The organism is Salinibacterium sp. PAMC 21357, assembly GCF_000247645.1.
Lineage (GTDB): Bacteria > Actinomycetota > Actinomycetes > Actinomycetales > Microbacteriaceae > Rhodoglobus.
Genome location: NZ_AHWA01000006.1, coordinates 308,919 through 327,369 on the forward strand (window position 1 = coordinate 308,919; position 18,451 = coordinate 327,369).

17 protein-coding genes and 2 riboswitches are annotated in these 18,451 nt (G+C 61.4%); of the genes, 13 read left to right on the forward strand and 4 right to left on the reverse strand.

The genetic code is table 11. From position 1 onward, the window contains the following. The 4 genes from ON14_RS14075 to ON14_RS14090 are packed head-to-tail and all read left to right on the forward strand — an operon-like array spanning position 1 to position 2,835. The gene (locus tag ON14_RS14075; protein WP_010206046.1) at positions 1–1,059 is read left to right on the forward strand and encodes a Ppx/GppA phosphatase family protein; all 1,059 of its coding nucleotides are present in this window, start codon (positions 1–3) and stop codon (positions 1,057–1,059) included. Further along, positions 1,056–2,093, forward strand: coding sequence for an LLM class flavin-dependent oxidoreductase (locus tag ON14_RS14080; RefSeq protein WP_010206048.1), 1,038 nt, complete (start codon positions 1,056–1,058; stop codon positions 2,091–2,093). The genes ON14_RS14075 and ON14_RS14080 overlap by 4 nt, the downstream gene beginning before the upstream one ends. Positions 2,094–2,131: 38 nt before the next feature. Beyond that, positions 2,132–2,314 carry a DUF4177 domain-containing protein gene (locus ON14_RS14085; RefSeq protein ID WP_010206051.1) on the forward strand — a complete coding sequence of 61 codons (183 nt, stop codon included), beginning with the start codon at positions 2,132–2,134 and terminating at the stop codon, positions 2,312–2,314. A gap of 5 nt (positions 2,315–2,319) precedes the next feature. Beyond that, entirely contained in the window at positions 2,320–2,835 is a 516-nt protein-coding gene (locus tag ON14_RS14090; protein ID WP_010206052.1) for a DUF2165 family protein, read from the forward strand. A 108-nt stretch (positions 2,836–2,943) separates the two neighbouring features. Here the strand turns inward: ON14_RS14090 and ON14_RS14095 are convergent, their stop codons facing one another. Next, positions 2,944–4,305, reverse strand: coding sequence for an MFS transporter (locus ON14_RS14095; protein ID WP_010206053.1), 1,362 nt, complete (start codon positions 4,303–4,305; stop codon positions 2,944–2,946). Between the two features lie 346 nt (positions 4,306–4,651). Between ON14_RS14095 and ON14_RS14100 the strand changes: the two genes are divergently transcribed. The 4 genes from ON14_RS14100 to ON14_RS14115 all read left to right on the forward strand — a co-directional run bounded on the left by ON14_RS14100 (position 4,652) and on the right by ON14_RS14115 (position 8,471). After that, positions 4,652–5,839, forward strand: a complete 1,188-nt coding sequence (locus ON14_RS14100; RefSeq protein WP_010206054.1) for an iron-containing redox enzyme family protein — start codon at positions 4,652–4,654, stop codon at positions 5,837–5,839. Beyond that, complete coding sequence (locus tag ON14_RS14105) at positions 5,836–6,042, forward strand: CDGSH iron-sulfur domain-containing protein (RefSeq protein ID WP_010206055.1); 207 nt, start codon at positions 5,836–5,838, stop codon at positions 6,040–6,042. Before ON14_RS14100 ends, ON14_RS14105 begins: the two co-directional genes overlap by 4 nt. A 21-nt stretch (positions 6,043–6,063) precedes the next feature. Then, positions 6,064–6,453, forward strand: a complete 390-nt coding sequence (locus ON14_RS14110) for a PPOX class F420-dependent oxidoreductase (RefSeq protein ID WP_010206056.1) — start codon at positions 6,064–6,066, stop codon at positions 6,451–6,453. Between the two features lie 272 nt (positions 6,454–6,725). Beyond that, positions 6,726–8,471 carry a VWA domain-containing protein gene (locus tag ON14_RS14115; RefSeq protein ID WP_202800970.1) on the forward strand — a complete coding sequence of 582 codons (1,746 nt, stop codon included), beginning with the start codon at positions 6,726–6,728 and terminating at the stop codon, positions 8,469–8,471. An 88-nt stretch (positions 8,472–8,559) separates the two neighbouring features. Here ON14_RS14115 and ctlX read toward each other — a convergent pair whose 3' ends face one another. Beyond that, positions 8,560–9,570, reverse strand: a complete 1,011-nt coding sequence (ctlX, locus tag ON14_RS14120) for a citrulline utilization hydrolase CtlX (RefSeq protein ID WP_010206103.1) — start codon at positions 9,568–9,570, stop codon at positions 8,560–8,562. A 6-nt stretch (positions 9,571–9,576) separates the two neighbouring features. Next, positions 9,577–10,608: an ornithine cyclodeaminase gene (locus tag ON14_RS14125; RefSeq protein ID WP_010206105.1), complete on the reverse strand. Its 1,032-nt coding sequence runs from the start codon at positions 10,606–10,608 to the stop codon at positions 9,577–9,579. 131 nt (positions 10,609–10,739) lie between these two features. Here ON14_RS14125 and ON14_RS14130 point away from each other — a divergent pair, with 131 nt between their 5' ends. From ON14_RS14130 to ON14_RS14150, 5 genes are all read left to right on the forward strand, one after another. Continuing rightward, on the forward strand, positions 10,740–11,171 hold the full coding sequence (locus tag ON14_RS14130) for an Lrp/AsnC family transcriptional regulator (RefSeq protein WP_010206107.1): 432 nt from the start codon (positions 10,740–10,742) through the stop codon (positions 11,169–11,171). 94 nt (positions 11,172–11,265) lie between these two features. Further along, positions 11,266–11,387, forward strand: a riboswitch (glycine riboswitch). 1 nt (position 11,388) lies between these two features. Next, positions 11,389–11,491, forward strand: a riboswitch (glycine riboswitch). A 34-nt stretch (positions 11,492–11,525) separates the two neighbouring features. Then, positions 11,526–12,683, forward strand: a complete 1,158-nt coding sequence (gcvT, locus tag ON14_RS14135; protein WP_010206109.1) for a glycine cleavage system aminomethyltransferase GcvT — start codon at positions 11,526–11,528, stop codon at positions 12,681–12,683. Positions 12,684–12,685: 2 nt separating this feature from the next. Next, positions 12,686–13,057, forward strand: coding sequence for a glycine cleavage system protein GcvH (gene gcvH, locus ON14_RS14140; RefSeq protein ID WP_010206110.1), 372 nt, complete (start codon positions 12,686–12,688; stop codon positions 13,055–13,057). Then, on the forward strand, positions 13,057–15,984 hold the full coding sequence (gene gcvP / locus ON14_RS14145; RefSeq protein WP_010206111.1) for an aminomethyl-transferring glycine dehydrogenase: 2,928 nt from the start codon (positions 13,057–13,059) through the stop codon (positions 15,982–15,984). Before gcvH ends, gcvP begins: the two co-directional genes overlap by 1 nt. A gap of 256 nt (positions 15,985–16,240) precedes the next feature. Continuing rightward, a complete protein-coding gene (locus tag ON14_RS14150; RefSeq protein WP_141630080.1) occupies positions 16,241–18,001 on the forward strand; it encodes a VWA domain-containing protein in 1,761 nt (586 codons plus the stop codon). Between the two features lie 9 nt (positions 18,002–18,010). Here ON14_RS14150 and ON14_RS14155 read toward each other — a convergent pair whose 3' ends face one another. Beyond that, positions 18,011–18,433, reverse strand: coding sequence for a VOC family protein (locus ON14_RS14155; RefSeq protein ID WP_010206113.1), 423 nt, complete (start codon positions 18,431–18,433; stop codon positions 18,011–18,013). Positions 18,434–18,451: the final 18 nt, after the last annotated feature.

Consider the following 18,451-nt stretch of genomic DNA (forward strand, 5'->3'; position numbering starts at 1 on the left):
ATGACCCGTGTCGCCGCCATCGATTGCGGAACCAACTCGATCCGCCTGCTCATCGCGGACCTCGACGGGCACGGCGGTCTGACCGATGTCGTGCGCACGCTCGAAGTTGTGCGGCTGGGGGAGGGCGTCGACCGCACCGGTCGGTTCAGCCAGGCTGCGCTCGATCGCACCCTCGCTGCCGTGCGCGCCTACGCCGACCTATGCCGAGAGAACGGTGCCGAACGCATCCGCTTCGTGGCGACGTCTGCCACTCGGGATGCCGCCAACCGCGCCGAGTTCACCGACGCGGTGCACGCGATTTTGGGGGTTCCGGTCGAAGTGATTCCCGGAACTGAAGAGGCCGAGTTGTCGTTCCGCGGCGCACTCACGGCGCTCGTCGCATCCGATCCTGCAGCGCCAGCCGACGGCTCAGGTTCCGCGGCACAAGCCGTCGACCTCGACGCCAGCACCGCGCTGCGCACGAGGTCTGCACCCAAGCACCTCGTCGTCGACCTCGGCGGCGGCTCAACCGAGCTCGTACTCGGCGGCAACATCCCCGAAGCGGCATATTCAATGGATGTCGGCTGCGTGCGCTTGGCCGAACGCACCATTGTTAGCGACCCGCCATCCGATGCTGAGCTCGCCGCCATCCGTAGCGACGTCTCCGCAGCGCTCGACGTTGCTACTGCCACCGTCGATCTCTCGCAGGCAACCGAAGTAATCGGAGTCGCCGGCACCGTTACGACGATCACCGCGCACGCTCTCGGCCTCACGAGCTACGACCCGGTCGCGATCAGCGGAAGCCGTTTGCCCCTGGCCGAGGTTTTTCGTTCGTGCGAAGCCCTCACCCGACTGCCTCGCGCTGAACGCGCCGCCCTGCCCTATATGCACCCCGGCCGCGTCGACGTGATCGCCGCCGGTGCTGTCATCTGGGCCACCGTGCTGCACCGAGTGGCGGATGCTGCGGCCACAGCCGGTCACTCGTTCGAGTGGGTCACGACCAGCGAGCACGACATCCTCGACGGCGTTGCGCTCTCGCTGGGGAATAGCGCACACGATTCACCGGTTTTGCCGGTATGACAAAAATTGGGTTCCTCTCCTTCGGGCACTGGCAAGACGTTGAGGGGTCGCGCACGCGCACCGGGGCTGACGCGCTGCTGCAGGCAGTGGAGCTCGCCGTTGCCGCCGAGGAGATCGGCGTCGACGGCGCTTACTTTCGTGTGCACCATTTCGCGCGCCAGCACGCATCGCCGTGGCCGTTGCTCTCCGCTGCCGCTGCCCGCACCAGCACAATTGAGCTCGGCACCGGTGTCATCGACATGCGCTACGAGCACCCTCTGGCGATGGCAGAACTCGCGGCGCAAGCAGATCTCATTGCCGCGGGGCGACTGCAGTTGGGTATTAGTCGAGGCTCACCCGAGACCGTGATCGATGGATGGCGCGCTTTCGGTTATGAACCGGCAGCGGGCGAGAGTGACGCCGACCTGGCTCGCTCCCACACTGACAAGTTTCGTCGTGCGATCGCCGGCGAAGGGTTCGCCTCCGGCAACGCGCGGATGATTGGCACGAGCGCTCTGCAGCCAATCCAGCCGCAGGCGCCCGGGCTCAGCGAACGTATCTGGTGGGGCGCCGGCACCCGCGCCACCGCCATCTGGACCGCCGAGCAGGGCATGAACCTTATGAGCTCAACGCTCCTCATCGAAGACACGGGAGTTCCTTTCGATGAGCTGCAAGCGGAGCAGATTTCGATGTTCCGTGAGGCGTGGGCGAATGCCGGACACGACCGTGCACCACGCGTCTCCGTCAGCCGGAGCATCCTGCCCATCATTGATGACGAGACCGAGTACTACTTTGGCGTGCAAGGGCAAGTCGAGCAGCGCGATCAAGTAGGAATGCTCGACGGTTCGCGCTCCCGTTTCGGGCGTTCCTATATCGGGGCCCCCGACGTGATCGCCGCCGAACTCGCGCGCGATGCAGCGGTTCAGGCCGCCGACACTCTGCTGGTTACCGTGCCCAACCAACTCGGGGTCGAGTTCAACACCCGTATTCTGGAGGCGCTCGTGAAGCACGTGATGCCCGTGGTCGACGCCAAGATTGCGCCCTCGATCGCGTAGATCTGCCGTCGGACGTGAGTGAACTGTGAAGGTAAATTATGCGTAAATACACATTTGTCAGCGTGCCCGTGAGCCGACGCCGAGAGGGTCTCTCGCTGCCCGAGGACTATCAGGAGATCATCCGCACTCACGCAGCGGACGGTTGGAAGTTCGTCCAGGCGATCTCGTTCGAACAACACGTCGATCCTCGCATCGACCTCGTCTTTACACGGAAAGACTAAATTTCATGAAGCACCCTCTTCGCCTTCTTCAAGCCCTTACCCTGTTCTTAGCAGGCACCTTCGGGCTGTTCGTTTTTGCGGGCAACCTGATGGACTATGACTCCAACTTTCAGTTCGTTCGCCACGTGCTCTCGATGGACACCACCTTCGAAGGCAACGCGCTCATGTGGCGGGCTATTGAAAGCCCAGTTATCCACCACATCGCCTACATCGGTATCATCATCGCTGAGGGTGTCTTTGCGACCCTCGGCCTCATTGGTGGGGTGAAGTTGTTCCGCCTCCGCGACGCATCCGTGGCTGCGTACGACAAGGCGAGAGTCTGGGGTTATGCCGCGTACGGCCTCGGGTTCCTCATCTGGTTCGTTGGTTTCATCATCGTCGGTTCCGAGTGGTTCGCCATGTGGCAGTCGTCAATCTGGAACGGCAAAGACACCGCGATGGGTATCAGCACGCTGTGGGCTGGCTTCGCTGTGCTCCTCGCTATGAACGAGCCCGCTCCGGCTGCCGAGAGCAGCAAGTAACCGTAACTAACTCTGGACCGTCCGGATGCCGGTCGCGCGAGTATTACTCCTCGCACGACCAGCGTCGGGGCGGTCTTTGCTTATTTCCGCACTGCGCCGGGCGAAGGTCTAGGCGAGCTCCGAGTCGCCGGCGTCGAGATCAACCCGCGTCGTCTCGGGCCCGAGGAACGCACCCGCTGCAATCAGCACTCCGCCAAGCGCGAGCAGCGCGGCCACTGCACCCTGCTGGCCGAGCACGCTCTGCAGCGCGGGCAGGTAGTACGGGTAGAGCGCCGGAATCACGATCGACAGGCTGTATCCGACCCCATACCCGCTCGCGCGCACGGCCGTCGGAAACCGCTCCACAAGGTACGCGCCGACAGGGCCGTACGCCGACACCGTCACTACCTGCAGCACAACGACACCCAGCACAAGTTGCCCCAGATTCGGTGCCGCGAAAACGGCAAGGAACGCAAGTGGTCCGGTAACCGCCGTCAGCACCCCGAACCCCAGAAAGAACCGCCGCCGCCCCGTGAACGTCGACAGATGACCGCACGCCGCCATAGTGAGAGCGGATGCCGCGGTGCCGATCATCATCGCGAAGGACAGGGTTCGACCATCCAGAGTCCCGGTCGCGCCTAACGCCCCGGCGCCGGAGCCAAGCTGCCCGGCCAGCACCGGTATCGCCATATTCGTGAGCAACCAGAGCCCGCTCATCATGATGAACACCTGCCAGAGCGCACGACGGTGGCGCCCCACCAGAATCTCTTTCAGCGGGTTCGCACGCTGCACTGGTCGTTGCCACTGCGGCGATTCCTCGACGCGCGTGCGGTAGTAGAACAGCATCGTGAACGCGAGCAGCGAGCCCAGAACGAAGAGCGTGCGCCAGCCCCACTGGGTATAGGCGGCGGCATCGAGCACGCTCTGCAACACAAACACCAGGCCCGCGATCGAGGCGTTGGCCCACGGCGACATCCACATGATGAGCCCGCTGACGAGCCCGCGCCGTTCGGGCCGCGACCACTCCATAGCGAGCGGGATGGCGGAGGTGTACTCGCCGCCCAGAAAAATACCGCCCACAAACCGCAACAGCAAAATCGCCGCCAAAGTGCCGCCGCCGAGCACCGTGTGGTCGGGGACGAGCGCGATGAGCAGCGTCGTCAGCGCAACGCCCAGCAGCGCAACCTTGGTGGTGGCCGTTCGCCCGATACGGTCGGAGATCGACCCGAAGATTGCCGCCCCGATCGGTCGCCCGAGCAGTGTCGCGACGAAGATCAGCCCCGCGTTGCCGACAAGGTTGTCGGAGCCAAAGAGTTGAGCGGATGCGGGAGCCAACGCGATGACCGGCAAGAAGATATCGAACTGGTCGACATAGTTGCCGAAGATGCCGCCGCGCACCGCACGTCGGGTTGGGAGGGGCGGTTTCGAGCCGCGGGGTGCCGCCGAGTTGATGGTGTCGCTCGCAGCGGACAGCGATTGAGGTGAAGCCATAGACCGTTCTTCCTTCGCCGGCATTACCCGGTAGGTTCAACGGTCGAAGCTGCGTCAGCTTCCTCTCAGCCCTTGCTTGTGGGCTCCCGTGGGGACGAGCAACAAACTAGCACTTCGCGAAGAGGCGCGTGGATTCGTCGTAAAGGAGCGGGTCACAATACAACGGGGGATGCCCCTATAAATGCCTAATTTGAGCGTCTTCAGTGAACTTTCTGAGAAGTAATCGAGAGCGCGGCAATTGCGTTGACGCCCCCGAAACAGCTTGGCACCATTAGTTCACTAACGAAGCTGACCGGGCAATTCGGGTGCTCGGTTCGACTACTTCGCCATGATCGGAGAGGTCATAATGAACCCCACGGAGAGCTCTCCCGTGCAGAACCAGGCCACAAGCCTGGACGAAAACTGGCACGACGAAGACATTGAGGCACGCGGCCCTATCAGCTCGCTGCTTCTCGACGCCTTCCTGAACCACACCGATCCCCAGCCGATTGACGGCCTCGGGGCGGCAGTAGCGGCAGCGGTCGCGAGCGGTCGCGACTTGGTCCGGGATGATGACGTGCAGCTTGCCCTTTACCTCCTCTACGGCCTCTCTTATGGCCGAGTGATCGACAACGGTGACCGGTGGGAATGGCAGCTCGACACGATCGCGGCTCGACTTGAACTGGAGCGCGCCTTCGAAGCGCAACTTCGTCATCTGGTTCCTGCGACTGAGCTTCCCAATGCGGCGGCAGAAGACGTCGCGCGCGCGCTCTTCGCGCTCACTGCCCCTAATCCGGAGGCGGGGCCCAGCCTCTCGCGTCACGTCGCGAGAAGCCTCACTCCTGAACAGGCCATTGAGTTCATGGTGCAGCGCTCCATCTACACGCTGAAAGAAGCCGACGCGCATTCGTGGGCGATTCCTCGAATCACCGGGCGTGCAAAGGCTGCGCTTGTCGAGATTCAGGCCGACGAATACGGCAACGGCCGACGGGAGCGGATGCACTCCGAACTGTTCGCGCGTTCGATGCGCGGCATCGGCCTCGACTCTCGCTACGGCGCTTACGTCAATTTCGTTCCGGCCATCACGCTGGCATCGTTTAACATGATCTCGTTGTTCGGGATGAACCGCCGTCTGCGCGGAGCTATCGCGGGCCATTTGGCCGCGTTCGAAATGACATCGTCAATCCCCAACGGGCTCTACGCTCGCGGCTTCCGCCGGCTCGGTTTCGATGAGACCGTCACCGAATACTTTGACGAGCATGTTGAAGCGGATGCCGTGCACGAACAAATCGCGGCCCGAGACCTTGCGGGCGGGCTTGCCGAAAGCGAGCCGGCGTTGTTGAGCGAGATCTTCTTCGGGGCGCGCGCGTGCTTGCTCGTCGACGACTGGGCGGGCGAGCACATCCTCGCTGCCTGGACCGCCGGAGAGTCGTCGCTCCGCAAACCGTTCCCGTTCGAGGCGGTGTTGGCCCAGCGCAGCGGGGCCGAAGCGACCGAAGCAACCGAGACGACCGAAGCAAACCAAGCGGACGCAAGCGTGGGAGCGCAGCGATGACCGCATCCGATAGCAAAGACGACGTTGAGGTTGTGGCCTGCACCAATGGGCCGCTCCTCGTGCGCGGCAAGATTGACCTTCGCGCCTCAAACGGGGAGCCCATCGAGCAGTCGCGCAATACGGTTGCGCTCTGCCGTTGCGGAGTTTCGGCGATCAAGCCGTTCTGCGACGGTACCCACAAGCTCATCAATTTCACCGCCTAGTGCTCCGAGGATAATGGGGTCATGACTTCCTCTGCTGTATCCGCGCTTGCTGCCGAGACCTATGTCTCCGTCACGACCTTTCGCAAGTCGGGGGAGCCGGTGTCAACGCCGGTGTGGGTTGTAGTCGACGGCGATCGGCTGCTGGTCACCACCGCACCGTCCTCGGGCAAAGTGAAGCGCATCCGCCACACTCCGCGCGTTCACGTGACGCCGTGCGATATGCGCGGCACCATAGCCGAAGGTGCCATCGCGGTGCCCGCCACCGCCGCTATCCGTGACGACCCTGCGACGCGGGATGCCATGGATGCTGCTCTCAAGAAAAAGTACGGTGCGAAGTACACGGCGATCCGTCTCGCGCAGAAGGTCCGGGGCACTGCTGGCCAATCCGTGGCTGTCGAAATTCGACTCTAGAGTCTGGCGCCAGGCCGCCAGGGCCCCTGCGCCTTCGCAGCATCAGGAGCCTGCCCAAATGGCTCCGCGAAGCGGGGAATGATTATTGCGCACGCTGCCGATCGTGAGCGGATTTTTGGCGATATCGACAAATTTTCATCGCAAAAGTGAGAAGTAGCTGTGCACAACCGTTTCATTGACGCGAAATTGTGTCACTATTGTGTAGGCCCCCGAAAGGGGGCCGACTCTTGGTTCCCCCGACGCCAAGAGAACCCGTGATCGATGGAGTTCCCGTGTCCCGACCTCGCCACCGTTCCAGAACGCTCAAATCCTGGCTCACCCGTGCAAGTACCCCCGCCCTCGCAACCCTGCTCACCCTGTCTCTTGCTGGAGGCGGTGCGCTCGTGGCGCTCGCGGCACAGAACAAGCTTGACGATTTCGTCGCTCAAACTTTTGGGTGCCCGAACGCGACAGAGTTGACCGTGGTGGCTGATCCGACCATCTCGTCAACTGTCCAGATCGTCGCGAACGCTTTCAACGAAGAGCACATCGGTCAGTGCCTGTCCGCGAAGATTGTGACCCAACGCTCCGCCGACACGGCAGCCCTTTTAGCGTCCGGGACATCCACGGGCGCAGATGCCTGGATTCCCGATTCCCCGGTGTGGCTCAACCGCGTGGAGAGCACCGCAACGGCGCTCGGGCGCGAAGTACCGACAATTCTCGAGTGGGATTCGATTGCGTCGAGCCCTCTCGTCCTGGCGACCCCCGCAGTGAAGGTTGCGGATTTCGAAGCGGCAGAAGTGGGCTGGGGCGCGATCCTCGCGGGTCGTTATCGCACTCTGCTGCCCGATCCCGAGTCGTCCGCATCGAGCATGATCGCGCTGGCGACCCTCAATGATCTTTCTGGGCAGAGCGACCCCTCCGATTTCGATCAAGTTCTTACCGACCTCGGTCGATCCATCCCTGACTCCACGAAGGCAGCCTTCGCGGAGCTCCAAATTTCCGATTCCCGGATCGTCGCGCTCGCCACCGAGCGAGAAATTGTCGAGCACAATGCGTCGAACCCTGACGAGCCGCTGGTCGCGCTCTATCCCGCTGAGGGCACTGTTGCGCTGACGTATCCGTTCGTCGTCGTCGAGAACTCGAAGGCGACGGAGGTTGAACTGTCGCGCATGACCGAAGAAGAGCAGGTCGCCATAACCGAAAGCGAAACTGCGCGTACGGGACTGCTCGAAGAATTTGCTGACCTCGTTCGCGGTTCTTCGCAGGTGCTCAACGCCGAGGGCTTTCGTGACAACGCTGGTGGAGGCGAGATCCTCGCTTCCGGTGTGATCGCTGCCCCTACTGAGACCAAGAGCGTCGGGGATACCGCCGAGCTCGTCGGCATCCTGCGCAATTGGAACGCCCTCAACCTGCGATCGCGCATCCTTACGGTCGTCGATGTTTCGGGTTCGATGCTCGAAAGAGCCTGGGATGGTCAGCGGCGCATCGAAATGTTCCAAAACTCCGCACAGGATGCTTTCAGTACCCTTTCGGAAGATGATGAGCTTGGCATGTGGCTTTTCTCCAAAGAGCGGGTGGGGGAAGCTGACTGGGAAGACGTGGCGGGCATCCGTTCCATGAACGACCCCGAGCACGTGCAGAACTTGCAAGCCATCATCGACACATTGCCTTCGCGCATCAACGGCTACACGGGACTCAACGACTCGGTCTTGGCCGCGGTCACGCACGTTCGCGAAGACTTCAACCCTGACAAGGTCAACTCAGTAATCCTGATCACTGATGGTCGCAACGAAGACGACAACGGCATTTCTCTCGAGCAACTCGTGGTCGAACTCAACGCGATGATCGACGCGAGCCGAGACGAGCCCGTTCCCGTCGTTCTCGTCGGGATTGGCCCCGACACCGATGTGGAAGCGATGCGTAAAATCGCCCAAGTCACCGGCGGAACGGCCTACCAAGCAAACAACCCCACTGAGCTCAGTAACGTGATGCTCGAGGCGTTGTCCCAGCGCGACTGCCGCCCGAACTGCAGCTAGCGAAACCCAAAGCGCCGCGATGCCCTAGCATCGCGGCGCTTTGTGTTGTCTCAACCATCGGGCAGAGTCGACGGCAATAGGCGTTAGGTTAGATGCCCGCTATCGGCGCGATGGGTGCGGTCGGTGCAGTTTCAGCAGAGCCGGCCGCTGGCACGCCAGCAGCAACATCCGCCGCCATGCGTGAACGACGATCTAAGTGGACGCCCGCGACCATGCAGCGCACCGACCCACCCGCCAACTCGATCGTGGGAATGTTGAGCGGCACAATCTCACAACTCGCTTCGATGACTGAACGCTGAGCAGTCGTCAGACTGTTCAGGGCCCGGGTCGACAGCGCCAAGATGCGGCCGTTTGCGCCCTTCAGTTCCAACGCGTTCCCGGCGAAGTTCGCGATCTGGTCTGCGGTGAGGTCGATCAGAGTGCGACCGGGTGCCGTCAGGCGCTCCGCCATCTCCATGCGACGATCACCAGAGGCAATCAGGTCGAGCCCGATCATCGCAAAGTCAGTCGCAATACACATCATGACGTTGGTGTGATAAATCGGCACCCCGTGGCTGTCGCGTGCTTCAAACATCATCGGCTCGTAGCCAAAGGATGCACAGAAGCGTTCGAGAGCTAAGGGATTCGCGCGGTGTGATTCTGCCGCATAGGCCACCCGGTTGGTGTGGTCAATGACCATCGCCCCGGTGCCCTCAAGGTAAATTCCGTCGTGTTCAAGCCCCGAATAGTCCACGACATCCTGCACGCGAAAGTCGTGCTTCAGCATCTCGATTACATCGGTGCGACGCTCCGTGCGCCGATTCGGCGCATACATCGGATACACCGCGACACGGCCACCGCTGTGGGTTGAGAACCAGTTATTGGGGAACACGCTGTCAGGGCGCGTGCTCTCCGTGTCCTCAAACACGTGGATGTTGACGCCAGCGTCTCGCAACGTCTCAGCGACCTGAGTCGATTCGGCGTACGCAGCGCGAGCGATCTCATCCGGGGTCCGGGTGGGATCGGTCGACTGGAACGCATTATCGCCAGCGGTTTGGCTGTTCGGTGTGAAGAGGTGCGGGCGGATGAGTACGGCGGCCGACGGGGCCTGAACACTCACTGTCGGCTACGCGGTCAGCGCAGGAGCGCGCGATACGAGCGAGAACAGGTCCTTGGGGTCGGCCGGGTCGGCAATGAGGTCAAGGTCGGTGGCGTAGTCGGTGCCGCGAACAGCATCGAAGACGTAGCGCAGGGCGGAGAAGTCTTCGATAGCGAAACCTACTGAGTCAAAGAGGGTGACCTCGTCGTTGGCGGTGCGACCGGCGGCACGCCCGGCGAGCACTTCCCACAGTTCAGTGATGGGGGAGTCAGCTTCGAGCTGCTGAATCTCTCCCTCGATGCGGGTCTGTTCGGGGAACTCAACGAACACTGTCGCATCGCGAACGATCGCCGCTTCGAGCTCGGTCTTGCCGGGGCAATCGCCGCCGATCGCGTTGAGGTGCATTCCTGGCTCGATCATGTCGGCCGTAAGGATGGTCGCGTTCGTCTTGTCTGCGGTGCAGGTGGTGACGATGTCAGCGCCTGCGACAGCATCCGCTGCTGAGGTGGCACGCACTACATGGAAACCGAGAGGTTCAACGTTGCGAATGAACTTGTCGAGCGCGGCGGGATCGGTGTCCCACACCCGCAAGCTTGTGATGCCGAGACCGGCGCGAAAGCCGAGGGCCTGAAACTCAGACTGAGTTCCGGTGCCGATGAGGGCCAGAACGCTGGAGTCGGGGCGAGCCAGTGCGCGAGCTGCGAGCACAGATGTTGCGGATGTTCGCAGCGCTGTTAGCAACGTCATCTCTGACAGGAAGGTGGGGTAGCCGTTGTCGACGCGGGCAAGCATGCCGAGCGCGGTGACAGTCTGGAACCCGAGAGCGGGGTTCGAGGGGTGGCCATTGACGTACTTGAAGGCGTACGTTTCGCCATCGCTCGTGGGCATGAGTTCGATGACTCCCTCGGCGGAATGTGCCGCGACACGAGGGGACTTGTCGAACTGTTGCCACTTGGCGTAATCCTGCTCAAGGTAGCTCACGATACCCATGATGATTGGCTCGATACCGGTGTCGGCGATCCATCGCCCCATGTTTTTGACGTCTACGTAGTTGACCACGGTCACTCCTTTCGTTGCAGTATTGCTAGTTCCCACGTTACGAATGTGCACTATGTAGTGACAACACCCATTAGACACGATTATCGGCTAGTGAATGAACATAATTGGGGGCCGAGTTATACACTTTGTACATGCCTCAACTGGATGATCTCGATCGCCGACTTCTCGCCGCGCTTCGTGCTGATGGGCGCGAGTCAATCGCGAGTCTTGCTCGTCGTCTCGACGTCACGCGCGCGACCGTAAACAGCCGCATTTATCGTCTCGTTAGCGAGGGAACAGTGTTGGGCTTTTCCGTGCGTATTCGAGAAGATCGCGACCCCTCCTTTATCCGAGCGATCTCATTCATTGAGGTAGAGGGGCGTTCAACGGATGCTGTCATTGCCAAACTGCGGGGGTTGCCCGAGATTCACGAACTCCACACCACCAACGGTGCGTGGGATCTCGTTGCCGACATCCGCACCGACAGTCTGAGCAACTTCGACCGGGTGCTCGCCAGGATGCGCAATGTCGATGGCGTCGTCAACAGTGAGACCAGTTTGTTGCTCAGTTCGGCGCTGCTGTAGTCGGATACGCGCGCTTCGGCGAATTCCGCGCGGCCGGAGGCACGAGCATCCGCCGAGCATTGCTATGCTGAGCTAACAACTGAACATCGGGCCGCAACACGATGCGGGAGAGCCGGGCACCCAGCGCTAGTCAACGAAAGTTGGCAGGCGCCAGACCGGCACCGAAGGAGCAAGCCTCCCCGCCAATCTCTCAGGTTCATGTACCGCATCGCACTGGCCACTCTGGAAAGAGAACCTCGCATTGCCATGAGGTTCCGCCGTCGGTGAAAGCGCACTAGTTTGTAGGTGCGTGAAGCTCTCAGGCTCATCACAGAGGGGGAGTTCTATTCACTAGCCACGCGCCGGGAGAACTCCGTGACCGATGTATCAAACTCTGAAGCTTCATCCGCTGACTCTTCGCCTGCTGCGGTGAGGTATTCGCCTCTTCACAGCATCCACGAGCAACTCGGTGCTGCCTTTACCGACTTCGCTGGCTGGATGATGCCGGTGCGGTACAGCTCTGACTTGGCCGAGCACCACGCGGTGCGTACGGCTGCCGGCATCTTCGACATCTCGCACATGGCAGAAATTCATGTGCGCGGTGCTGAAGCCGGTGCCTTTCTTGACTTTGCGCTCGCGGGCAAGCTTTCGGGCATCGCTCTCGCGCAGGCTAAGTACAGCCTGTTGCTCAACGAGGCTGGCGGCATCATCGATGACTTGGTGACTTACCGGCTAGCCGATGATCACTTCTTGGTTGTCGCCAATGCGGGTAACCGTTTCGCCGCTGCTGCCGCTCTCTTGGAGCGTGCCGAAGGCTTTGATGTTGCCGTCACTGACGACAGCGACGAGTACGCCCTCATCGCGGTGCAGGGCCCGGTATCGCGCGCCATCCTCGAGGTGACAGCCGGCCTCACTGGTTTCGCTACTCCGCTTGATGAGCTCAAGTACTACCGCGAAACCGCCGCCATATTCAACGGCACCGACCTCATTATCGGTCGCACCGGCTACACGGGCGAAGACGGTTTCGAGCTGTACATTCACGTGGATGCCGCCGCCCCCCTGTGGGCAGCGCTCACGGTTGCTGGCGAACCACTCGGTCTCGTTCCTGCCGGTCTCGCGTGCCGCGACACTCTGCGGCTCGAAGCGGGCATGCCGCTGTACGGTCACGAATTGAACCTCAACACCTTCCCGGTGCAAGCCGGTCTCGGTCGCGTCGTTGCCCTGAGTAAGGAGGGCGACTTCGTTGGTCGTGCGGCAATTGAAGAGGGCCCGGATGCTGGTGCTCGCGTTCTCGTCGGTCTCGCCGCCGAGGGCCGCCGTGCTGGTCGCGCCGACTATCTCCTCTTCAGCGGCGACACCGAGGTCGGAGTCATTACCTCCGGCGCGCTGTCGCCGACACTGGGCCACCCGATCGCGATGGCTTACGTCGACCCCGCGGTGAGCGAGATCGGCACCGAGCTTCACATTGATGTGCGGGGCAGTCGCATTGCTGCTTCCGTTGTTTCCCTACCCTTCTATAAGAGAGAGGCCTGATCATGGCTGAGAAGAGCGAATTGCAGTACACCGCCGAGCACGAATGGGTTCTTGTTGACGGAAACGTCGCGACGATCGGCATCACCGACTTTGCCGCGGGCAAGCTGGGGGACATCGTCTTCGTAGATCTGCCCAAGGTGGGTTCTTCGGTTGCCGAGGGCAAGATCGTCGGCGAGATCGAGTCGACTAAGTCGGTCGGTGAACTCTTCGCGCCCGTGAGCGGAACCGTTGTTGAAGCTAACGACGCTGTCTCGAACAGCCCCGAACTCGTCAACAGCGACCCCTTCGGTGAAGGTTGGCTCGTGAAGATCGAATTTTCCGAACTCCCGTCGATGCTCAGCCTTGACGAGTACACCGCATTGACAGGCGAATAATGCCCAACCCTTACCTCAGCGGCACTTTCGCCGATCGTCACATCGGCACGGATGCTGCCGCTCAGGCGAGCATGCTCGCCGCTGTCGGCTACGACAGTCTTGAGTCGCTCGTGGATGCCGCGGTTCCGCCTGCCATTCACCAGACTCCGGTCGTGAATTCCACCATCCCGGCTCCCGCCTCTGAGCGGGAGGCGCTCGCCGAACTACGTGCTTTGGCCGGAGCGAACAAGGTTCGCCGCAGCATGATCGGTCTCGGCTACTACGACACCATCACGCCTGCTGTGATCAAGCGCAATGTGTTGGAGAACCCCAGCTGGTACACGGCCTACACGCCGTACCAGCCGGAAATCTCGCAGGGTCGCCTTGAGGCACTTATCAACTTCCAGACAATGGTGGCTGACCTTGCCGGAATGACCACAACGAACGCGTCGATGCTCGATGAGGGCACTGCTGCTGTTGAGGGAATGCTGCTCGCTCGCCGCGCTGCTCGGGTCGAATCGTCTGTGTTCATCGTCGACGCCGAAACTCTTCCTCAGACGAAGGCTCTGCTGGAGAACCGTGCTGAGGCTCTCGGAATCGAGCTTGTCGAGCTCGACCTGGCAACGCTGGGGGCGAACCCAGAACTGCCCGAATGCTTCGGCGCGCTCATCCAGTACCCCGGTGCCGCCGGTCGGGTCTGGGATTCTAGTGAAGTCATCGCTGCGGTGAAGGCGCACGGCGGCCTTGCCGTTGTCGCGGCCGACTTGCTCGCCCTCACGATCCTCAAGTCGCCGGGCGAACTCGGCGCAGACGTTGCTGTCGGAACCACGCAGCGTTTCGGAGTTCCGATGGGCTTCGGGGGGCCGCACGCGGGCTACATGTCCGTGCGCAAGGGCCTCGAACGTCAACTTCCTGGCCGTCTCGTTGGCGTATCGGTGGATGCCGCTGGCAACCCCGCCTACCGCCTTTCGTTGCAGGCTCGTGAGCAGCACATTCGCCGCGAGAAGGCGACCTCCAACATCTGTACTGCGCAGGTTTTGCTCGCGGTCATGGCATCCATGTATGCCGTGTATCACGGACCGCAGGGCCTTAAGCGGATCGCTCAGCGCATCCATCACGACACCGTCAACTTCGCCGCTCGTCTGACTGCTGCGGGTTACACGATCGAGAACGACACCTTCTTCGACACCCTTTCGGTGACGAAAAAGGGTCAAGCTCAGGCGATTGCTGCCAAGGCGCTCGAGAGCGACATCCTTCTTTATGTAGTGGATGCTGACACCGTTCGTTTGAGCTTCGATGAAGTTTCGACGCAGCCGTACGAAGGTATTCTCGCGAACCAGAAGAACGAGCTCGCGGCCGCCTTCGGGCTGGAAGGTGGCTTCTTTAGCTACGCTGGCGAAGATGCGAGCATCCCCGAGGATCTCAATCGCACGAGCGAATACCTCACGCATCCGGTGTTCAACACGCACCGCTCGGAGACGAGCATGATGCGGTACCTCAAGTACCTCGCCGACAAGGACTACGCGCTCGACCGCGGCATGATCCCGCTGGGTTCGTGCACGATGAAGTTGAACGCAGCGACCGAGATGGAAGCGGTGAGCTGGCCGGAATTTGCGGGCATCCACCCCTTCGCCCCCGCGGATGATGTCGCCGGCTATTTGGTGATGATTTCGCACCTCGAATCGTGGCTCACCGAGGTCACCGGTTACGACACTGCGTCGCTGCAACCCAACGCGGGTAGCCAGGGCGAGCTGGCGGGATTGCTCGCGATTCGTGGCTATCACCGCGCAAATGGCAACCCGGAACGTACCATCTGTCTCATTCCTTCGAGCGCCCACGGCACGAACGCCGCCAGCGCAATGCTCGCCGGAATGCGCGTCGTTGTTGTCGCCTGCGATGACCTCGGCAACGTTGACCTCGATGACTTGCGCGCCAAGATCGCCGAGCACGCGAGCGAAATCTCCGCCCTCATGATCACGTACCCCTCCACCCACGGAGTGTACGAACACGAAGTGCGTGAAATCACGCAGGCGGTGCACGATGCTGGCGGACAGGTTTACGTTGACGGCGCCAACCTCAACGCCCTCCTCGGTTATGCACGGTTCGGTGACTTTGGCGGCGACGTCAGTCACCTCAACCTGCACAAAACCTTCTGCATCCCCCACGGTGGCGGTGGGCCAGGAGTCGGCCCCGTGGTCGCGAAAGCACACCTGGCGGAGTTCTTGCCCGGTCACCCCATGGCGCAGAGCCAGCAGCATCCAGCCTTCGACATGCAGACCGGTGCCGCCGGTCCCTATGTTCACGCCGGGGGAGCGATTAGCGCTGCACCGTACGGAAGTCCGAGCATTTTGCCGATTACGTGGGCCTATGTGCGAATGATGGGGTCGGAAGGCCTCAAGGCTGCTACCGGTGCCGCCGTGCTCTCCGCCAACTACATTGCGGTGCGCTTGCGCGACCACTTCCCGGTGCTTTATGCGGGGGACAACGGTCTCGTTGCTCACGAGTGCATTCTCGATCTGCGACCCCTCAAGGAGGCGACCGGCATCGACAATAACGATGTCGCCAAGCGCCTCATTGACTACGGTTTCCACGCTCCGACGATGTCGTTCCCGGTATCGGGCACGCTCATGGTTGAACCGACCGAGAGTGAAGACCTCGCTGAGCTCGACCGCTTCATCGACGCGATGATCGCGATCAAGGAAGAAGCGGATGCTGTAGCGGCCGGAGCCTGGCCAATCAGTGACAACCCCCTTGTCAATGCGCCGCATACGGCACATTCGGTGATCGCCGGCGAGTGGGATCACTCCTACTCGCGGGAGCAGGCTGTCTACCCGTTGAACTCGCTCATTTCGGGCAAGTACTGGCCTCCGGTTCGTCGCGTGGATAACGCTTACGGTGACCGCAATCTGGTCTGCTCGTGCCCGCCTATTGAGGCCTTTGCGGAATAAAGTTGCGGCACTGAGTTAGCTAGTTCGCTAACGAAGGATGGCGCGTGTTGAACCAGTCCAGTCTGGTTCGACACGCGTTATTTCTTTGTCCCCCTTATGCGGGACACCAGTGTTCTATTGGGCGGTCTCTCGGTGCGCAAAAAGAATCTCCACATTTACTGGATTTAGCCTCACCTGATGTTGTAGTCTCCGTTTGGTGTATGGCGGGGGCCGACCCGACGATCTCTTTTAGCCAATCCACCGACTGGAGATTTTCGTGACGACGCGCCGGCACCGACACCGCAAGTCTTTTTGGCAGCGGTGGAAGAAGCGCTGGTGGCTGGTGCCCATCGCGCTCGTGTCTGTAGCAGCGATGGTTGTTGCTGGCATCCAATTCGGTGCCGTCGGATTGCTGACGAATGCTTTCGGGTCGATCACCGAGAAATGCGCGGAGCTTCGCCCGATCGTTATCGCGGCCGACCCGTCGATCGCCCCCGCGCTGACGACCATCGCCGCAGAGTTCGATGACGCCGAAGGGAATTGCACCGCTACCGAAATTCGTTCGATGGTCTCTGCCGATGCTGCAGCGCTCTTTGCCTCCGGCGTTGCCGGGGAGCTGGATGCTTGGGTCCCCGATTCGAGTGCTTGGCTTGACCGTTCGTCGGCAATTGCCACTTCGCTGGGGCTCGCGACTCCGGAGTTCGAGATTGGTGAGTACGTGGCGAGTACTCCCGTTGTGCTCGCCACAACAGCGTCACAAGTGTCTGCTCTCTCCGCAACCCCATTGACGTGGACGGCGCTGCTCGCCGGCACAGCCAGCACTCTGCTGCCCGATCCAGAATCGTCCGCGGCAAGCCTGGCCGGTCTAGCGCAGCTGCAGTCGGTGTCGTCTGCTGAAGATCCTCGTCAATTCGCGGGGGCGATGATCGCCATGGGTAAGACGATCCCGAAGTCGGCCGAAGAAGCGTTTGAGTTGGTCGCGGCAGCGGCAATGCCAACGGTGGTGGTGACGACCGAGCGGGAAGTGGCGGCCTACAACAAGACCTCCCCGGCCTCGCCGATGATCGCGCTCTATCCGTCTGACGGAACTGTCGAGCTGACCTACCCCTTCGTGCACCTTATTGGTGATGCCCAAGATTCCGAATCCTCAGAATCCGCGTCAGCAGTGGGCGGTAATTCTGCCGCTGCCGCTGCTACCGACGTAACTATCGCAGCGGACGCGCCTCAGGCGCTCCTCGCCGAGCTCGCCACGGCATCTGGCTCCGCTGCCGCCGTGTTGGCTAGCGAGGGGTTCCGCAACGCTGAGGGTGGCGGCGACCTTAGGTTGGCCGGGGTGCCTGAGGCTGCAACAGCAGCACAACCCACCGCGGATGCTGCCGTTCAGATCGCAATTCTGCGCTCGTGGAGCGTTCTCACGCTACGGTCGCGACTGTTGGTCGTTATCGATGTCTCGGGTTCGATGCTCGAACCGGCGAACAATGGCTTACGTCGAATCGACGTATTCCAGCTTGCGGCAAGCGAAGCGTTGTCGAAGTTTTCGGGCGAGGCCGAGCTCGGAGTGTGGGCATTTTCCCAAAACCGTGTCGGCACCCAAGACTGGGAAGACCTTTCGCCGATCGCGCCACTCTCTGATCCTGCTCACGTGCAGCAGATCAATGGCGTTGTCGCGTCGCTGCCCGACCGAATCTATGGGTACACAGGTTTGTACGACACGATCTTGGCTGCAGTGACCCGGGTCAAGGAAAACTACGACCCGACCAAGATCAACTCTGTGCTTCTGATCACCGACGGCTTCAACGAAGACGACAATGGAATCGACCTGCAGACGCTCCTCGACAGCTTGAAAGCGATCGAAGATCCGAAGCAACCGGTTCCGGTACTGCTCATTGGGTTCGGCCCCGATACTGACCTCGCGTCGATGACGACCATCGCACAGTCGACGGGGGGAGCGGCGTACTCCGCCGCCGTGCCCGAAGACCTCGGCAAGGTGCTGGTTGACGCGCTCACTCAGCGAGCGTGCCGTCCGAACTGTTCATAGCGGCCGGGACTACCGAGTTTCGTTGTCGTCACTGATACTCACGATCCAATTGACCGCGTACCGATCCGTGACCATCCCGAAAATACCGCCCCACACTGCGGGTTCGAGGGGCATATCGATTGTGCCGCCGTCGCAGAGTTTCTCCCAGTAGCTCTCAACGGCTGCCTTCTCGCTGAGGAAGCCACCGATGGAAATCGATATCGATCCACCGGGAGTGTGCTCCATGGTCTTGGGGGTGTCTGCCATCATGAGGGTGATGCCGGCCGGAGATTCAAGCTGCCCGTGCATGACCCACTCTTGTTCTTCGGGATCCTCGCTTGCCTGAAAATCGGCAAAGGTGTGGATTTCAGTGGTGCCGCCGAAGACCGACTGGTAATAGGCCAAGGCTTCGCGAGCGTTATCTCTGAAGCTCAGATAGGGATTGGACTTCATTGTCATTCCTTCCATAGG

Coding starts and splice junctions, on each gene's coding strand:
- gcvH (WP_010206110.1), top strand. CDS start 12,686: ATGGCTGAGAAGAGCGAATTGCAGTACACCGCCGAGCACGAATGGGTT.
- ON14_RS14155 (WP_010206113.1), bottom strand. CDS start 18,433: ATGAAGTCCAATCCCTATCTGAGCTTCAGAGATAACGCTCGCGAAGCC.
- ON14_RS14095 (WP_010206053.1), bottom strand. CDS start 4,305: ATGGCTTCACCTCAATCGCTGTCCGCTGCGAGCGACACCATCAACTCG.
- ON14_RS14075 (WP_010206046.1), top strand. CDS start 1: ATGACCCGTGTCGCCGCCATCGATTGCGGAACCAACTCGATCCGCCTG.
- ON14_RS14105 (WP_010206055.1), top strand. CDS start 5,836: ATGACCGCATCCGATAGCAAAGACGACGTTGAGGTTGTGGCCTGCACC.
- ON14_RS14100 (WP_010206054.1), top strand. CDS start 4,652: ATGAACCCCACGGAGAGCTCTCCCGTGCAGAACCAGGCCACAAGCCTG.
- ON14_RS14080 (WP_010206048.1), top strand. CDS start 1,056: ATGACAAAAATTGGGTTCCTCTCCTTCGGGCACTGGCAAGACGTTGAG.
- ON14_RS14110 (WP_010206056.1), top strand. CDS start 6,064: ATGACTTCCTCTGCTGTATCCGCGCTTGCTGCCGAGACCTATGTCTCC.
- ON14_RS14090 (WP_010206052.1), top strand. CDS start 2,320: ATGAAGCACCCTCTTCGCCTTCTTCAAGCCCTTACCCTGTTCTTAGCA.
- ON14_RS14130 (WP_010206107.1), top strand. CDS start 10,740: ATGCCTCAACTGGATGATCTCGATCGCCGACTTCTCGCCGCGCTTCGT.
- ON14_RS14085 (WP_010206051.1), top strand. CDS start 2,132: ATGCGTAAATACACATTTGTCAGCGTGCCCGTGAGCCGACGCCGAGAG.
- gcvP (WP_010206111.1), top strand. CDS start 13,057: ATGCCCAACCCTTACCTCAGCGGCACTTTCGCCGATCGTCACATCGGC.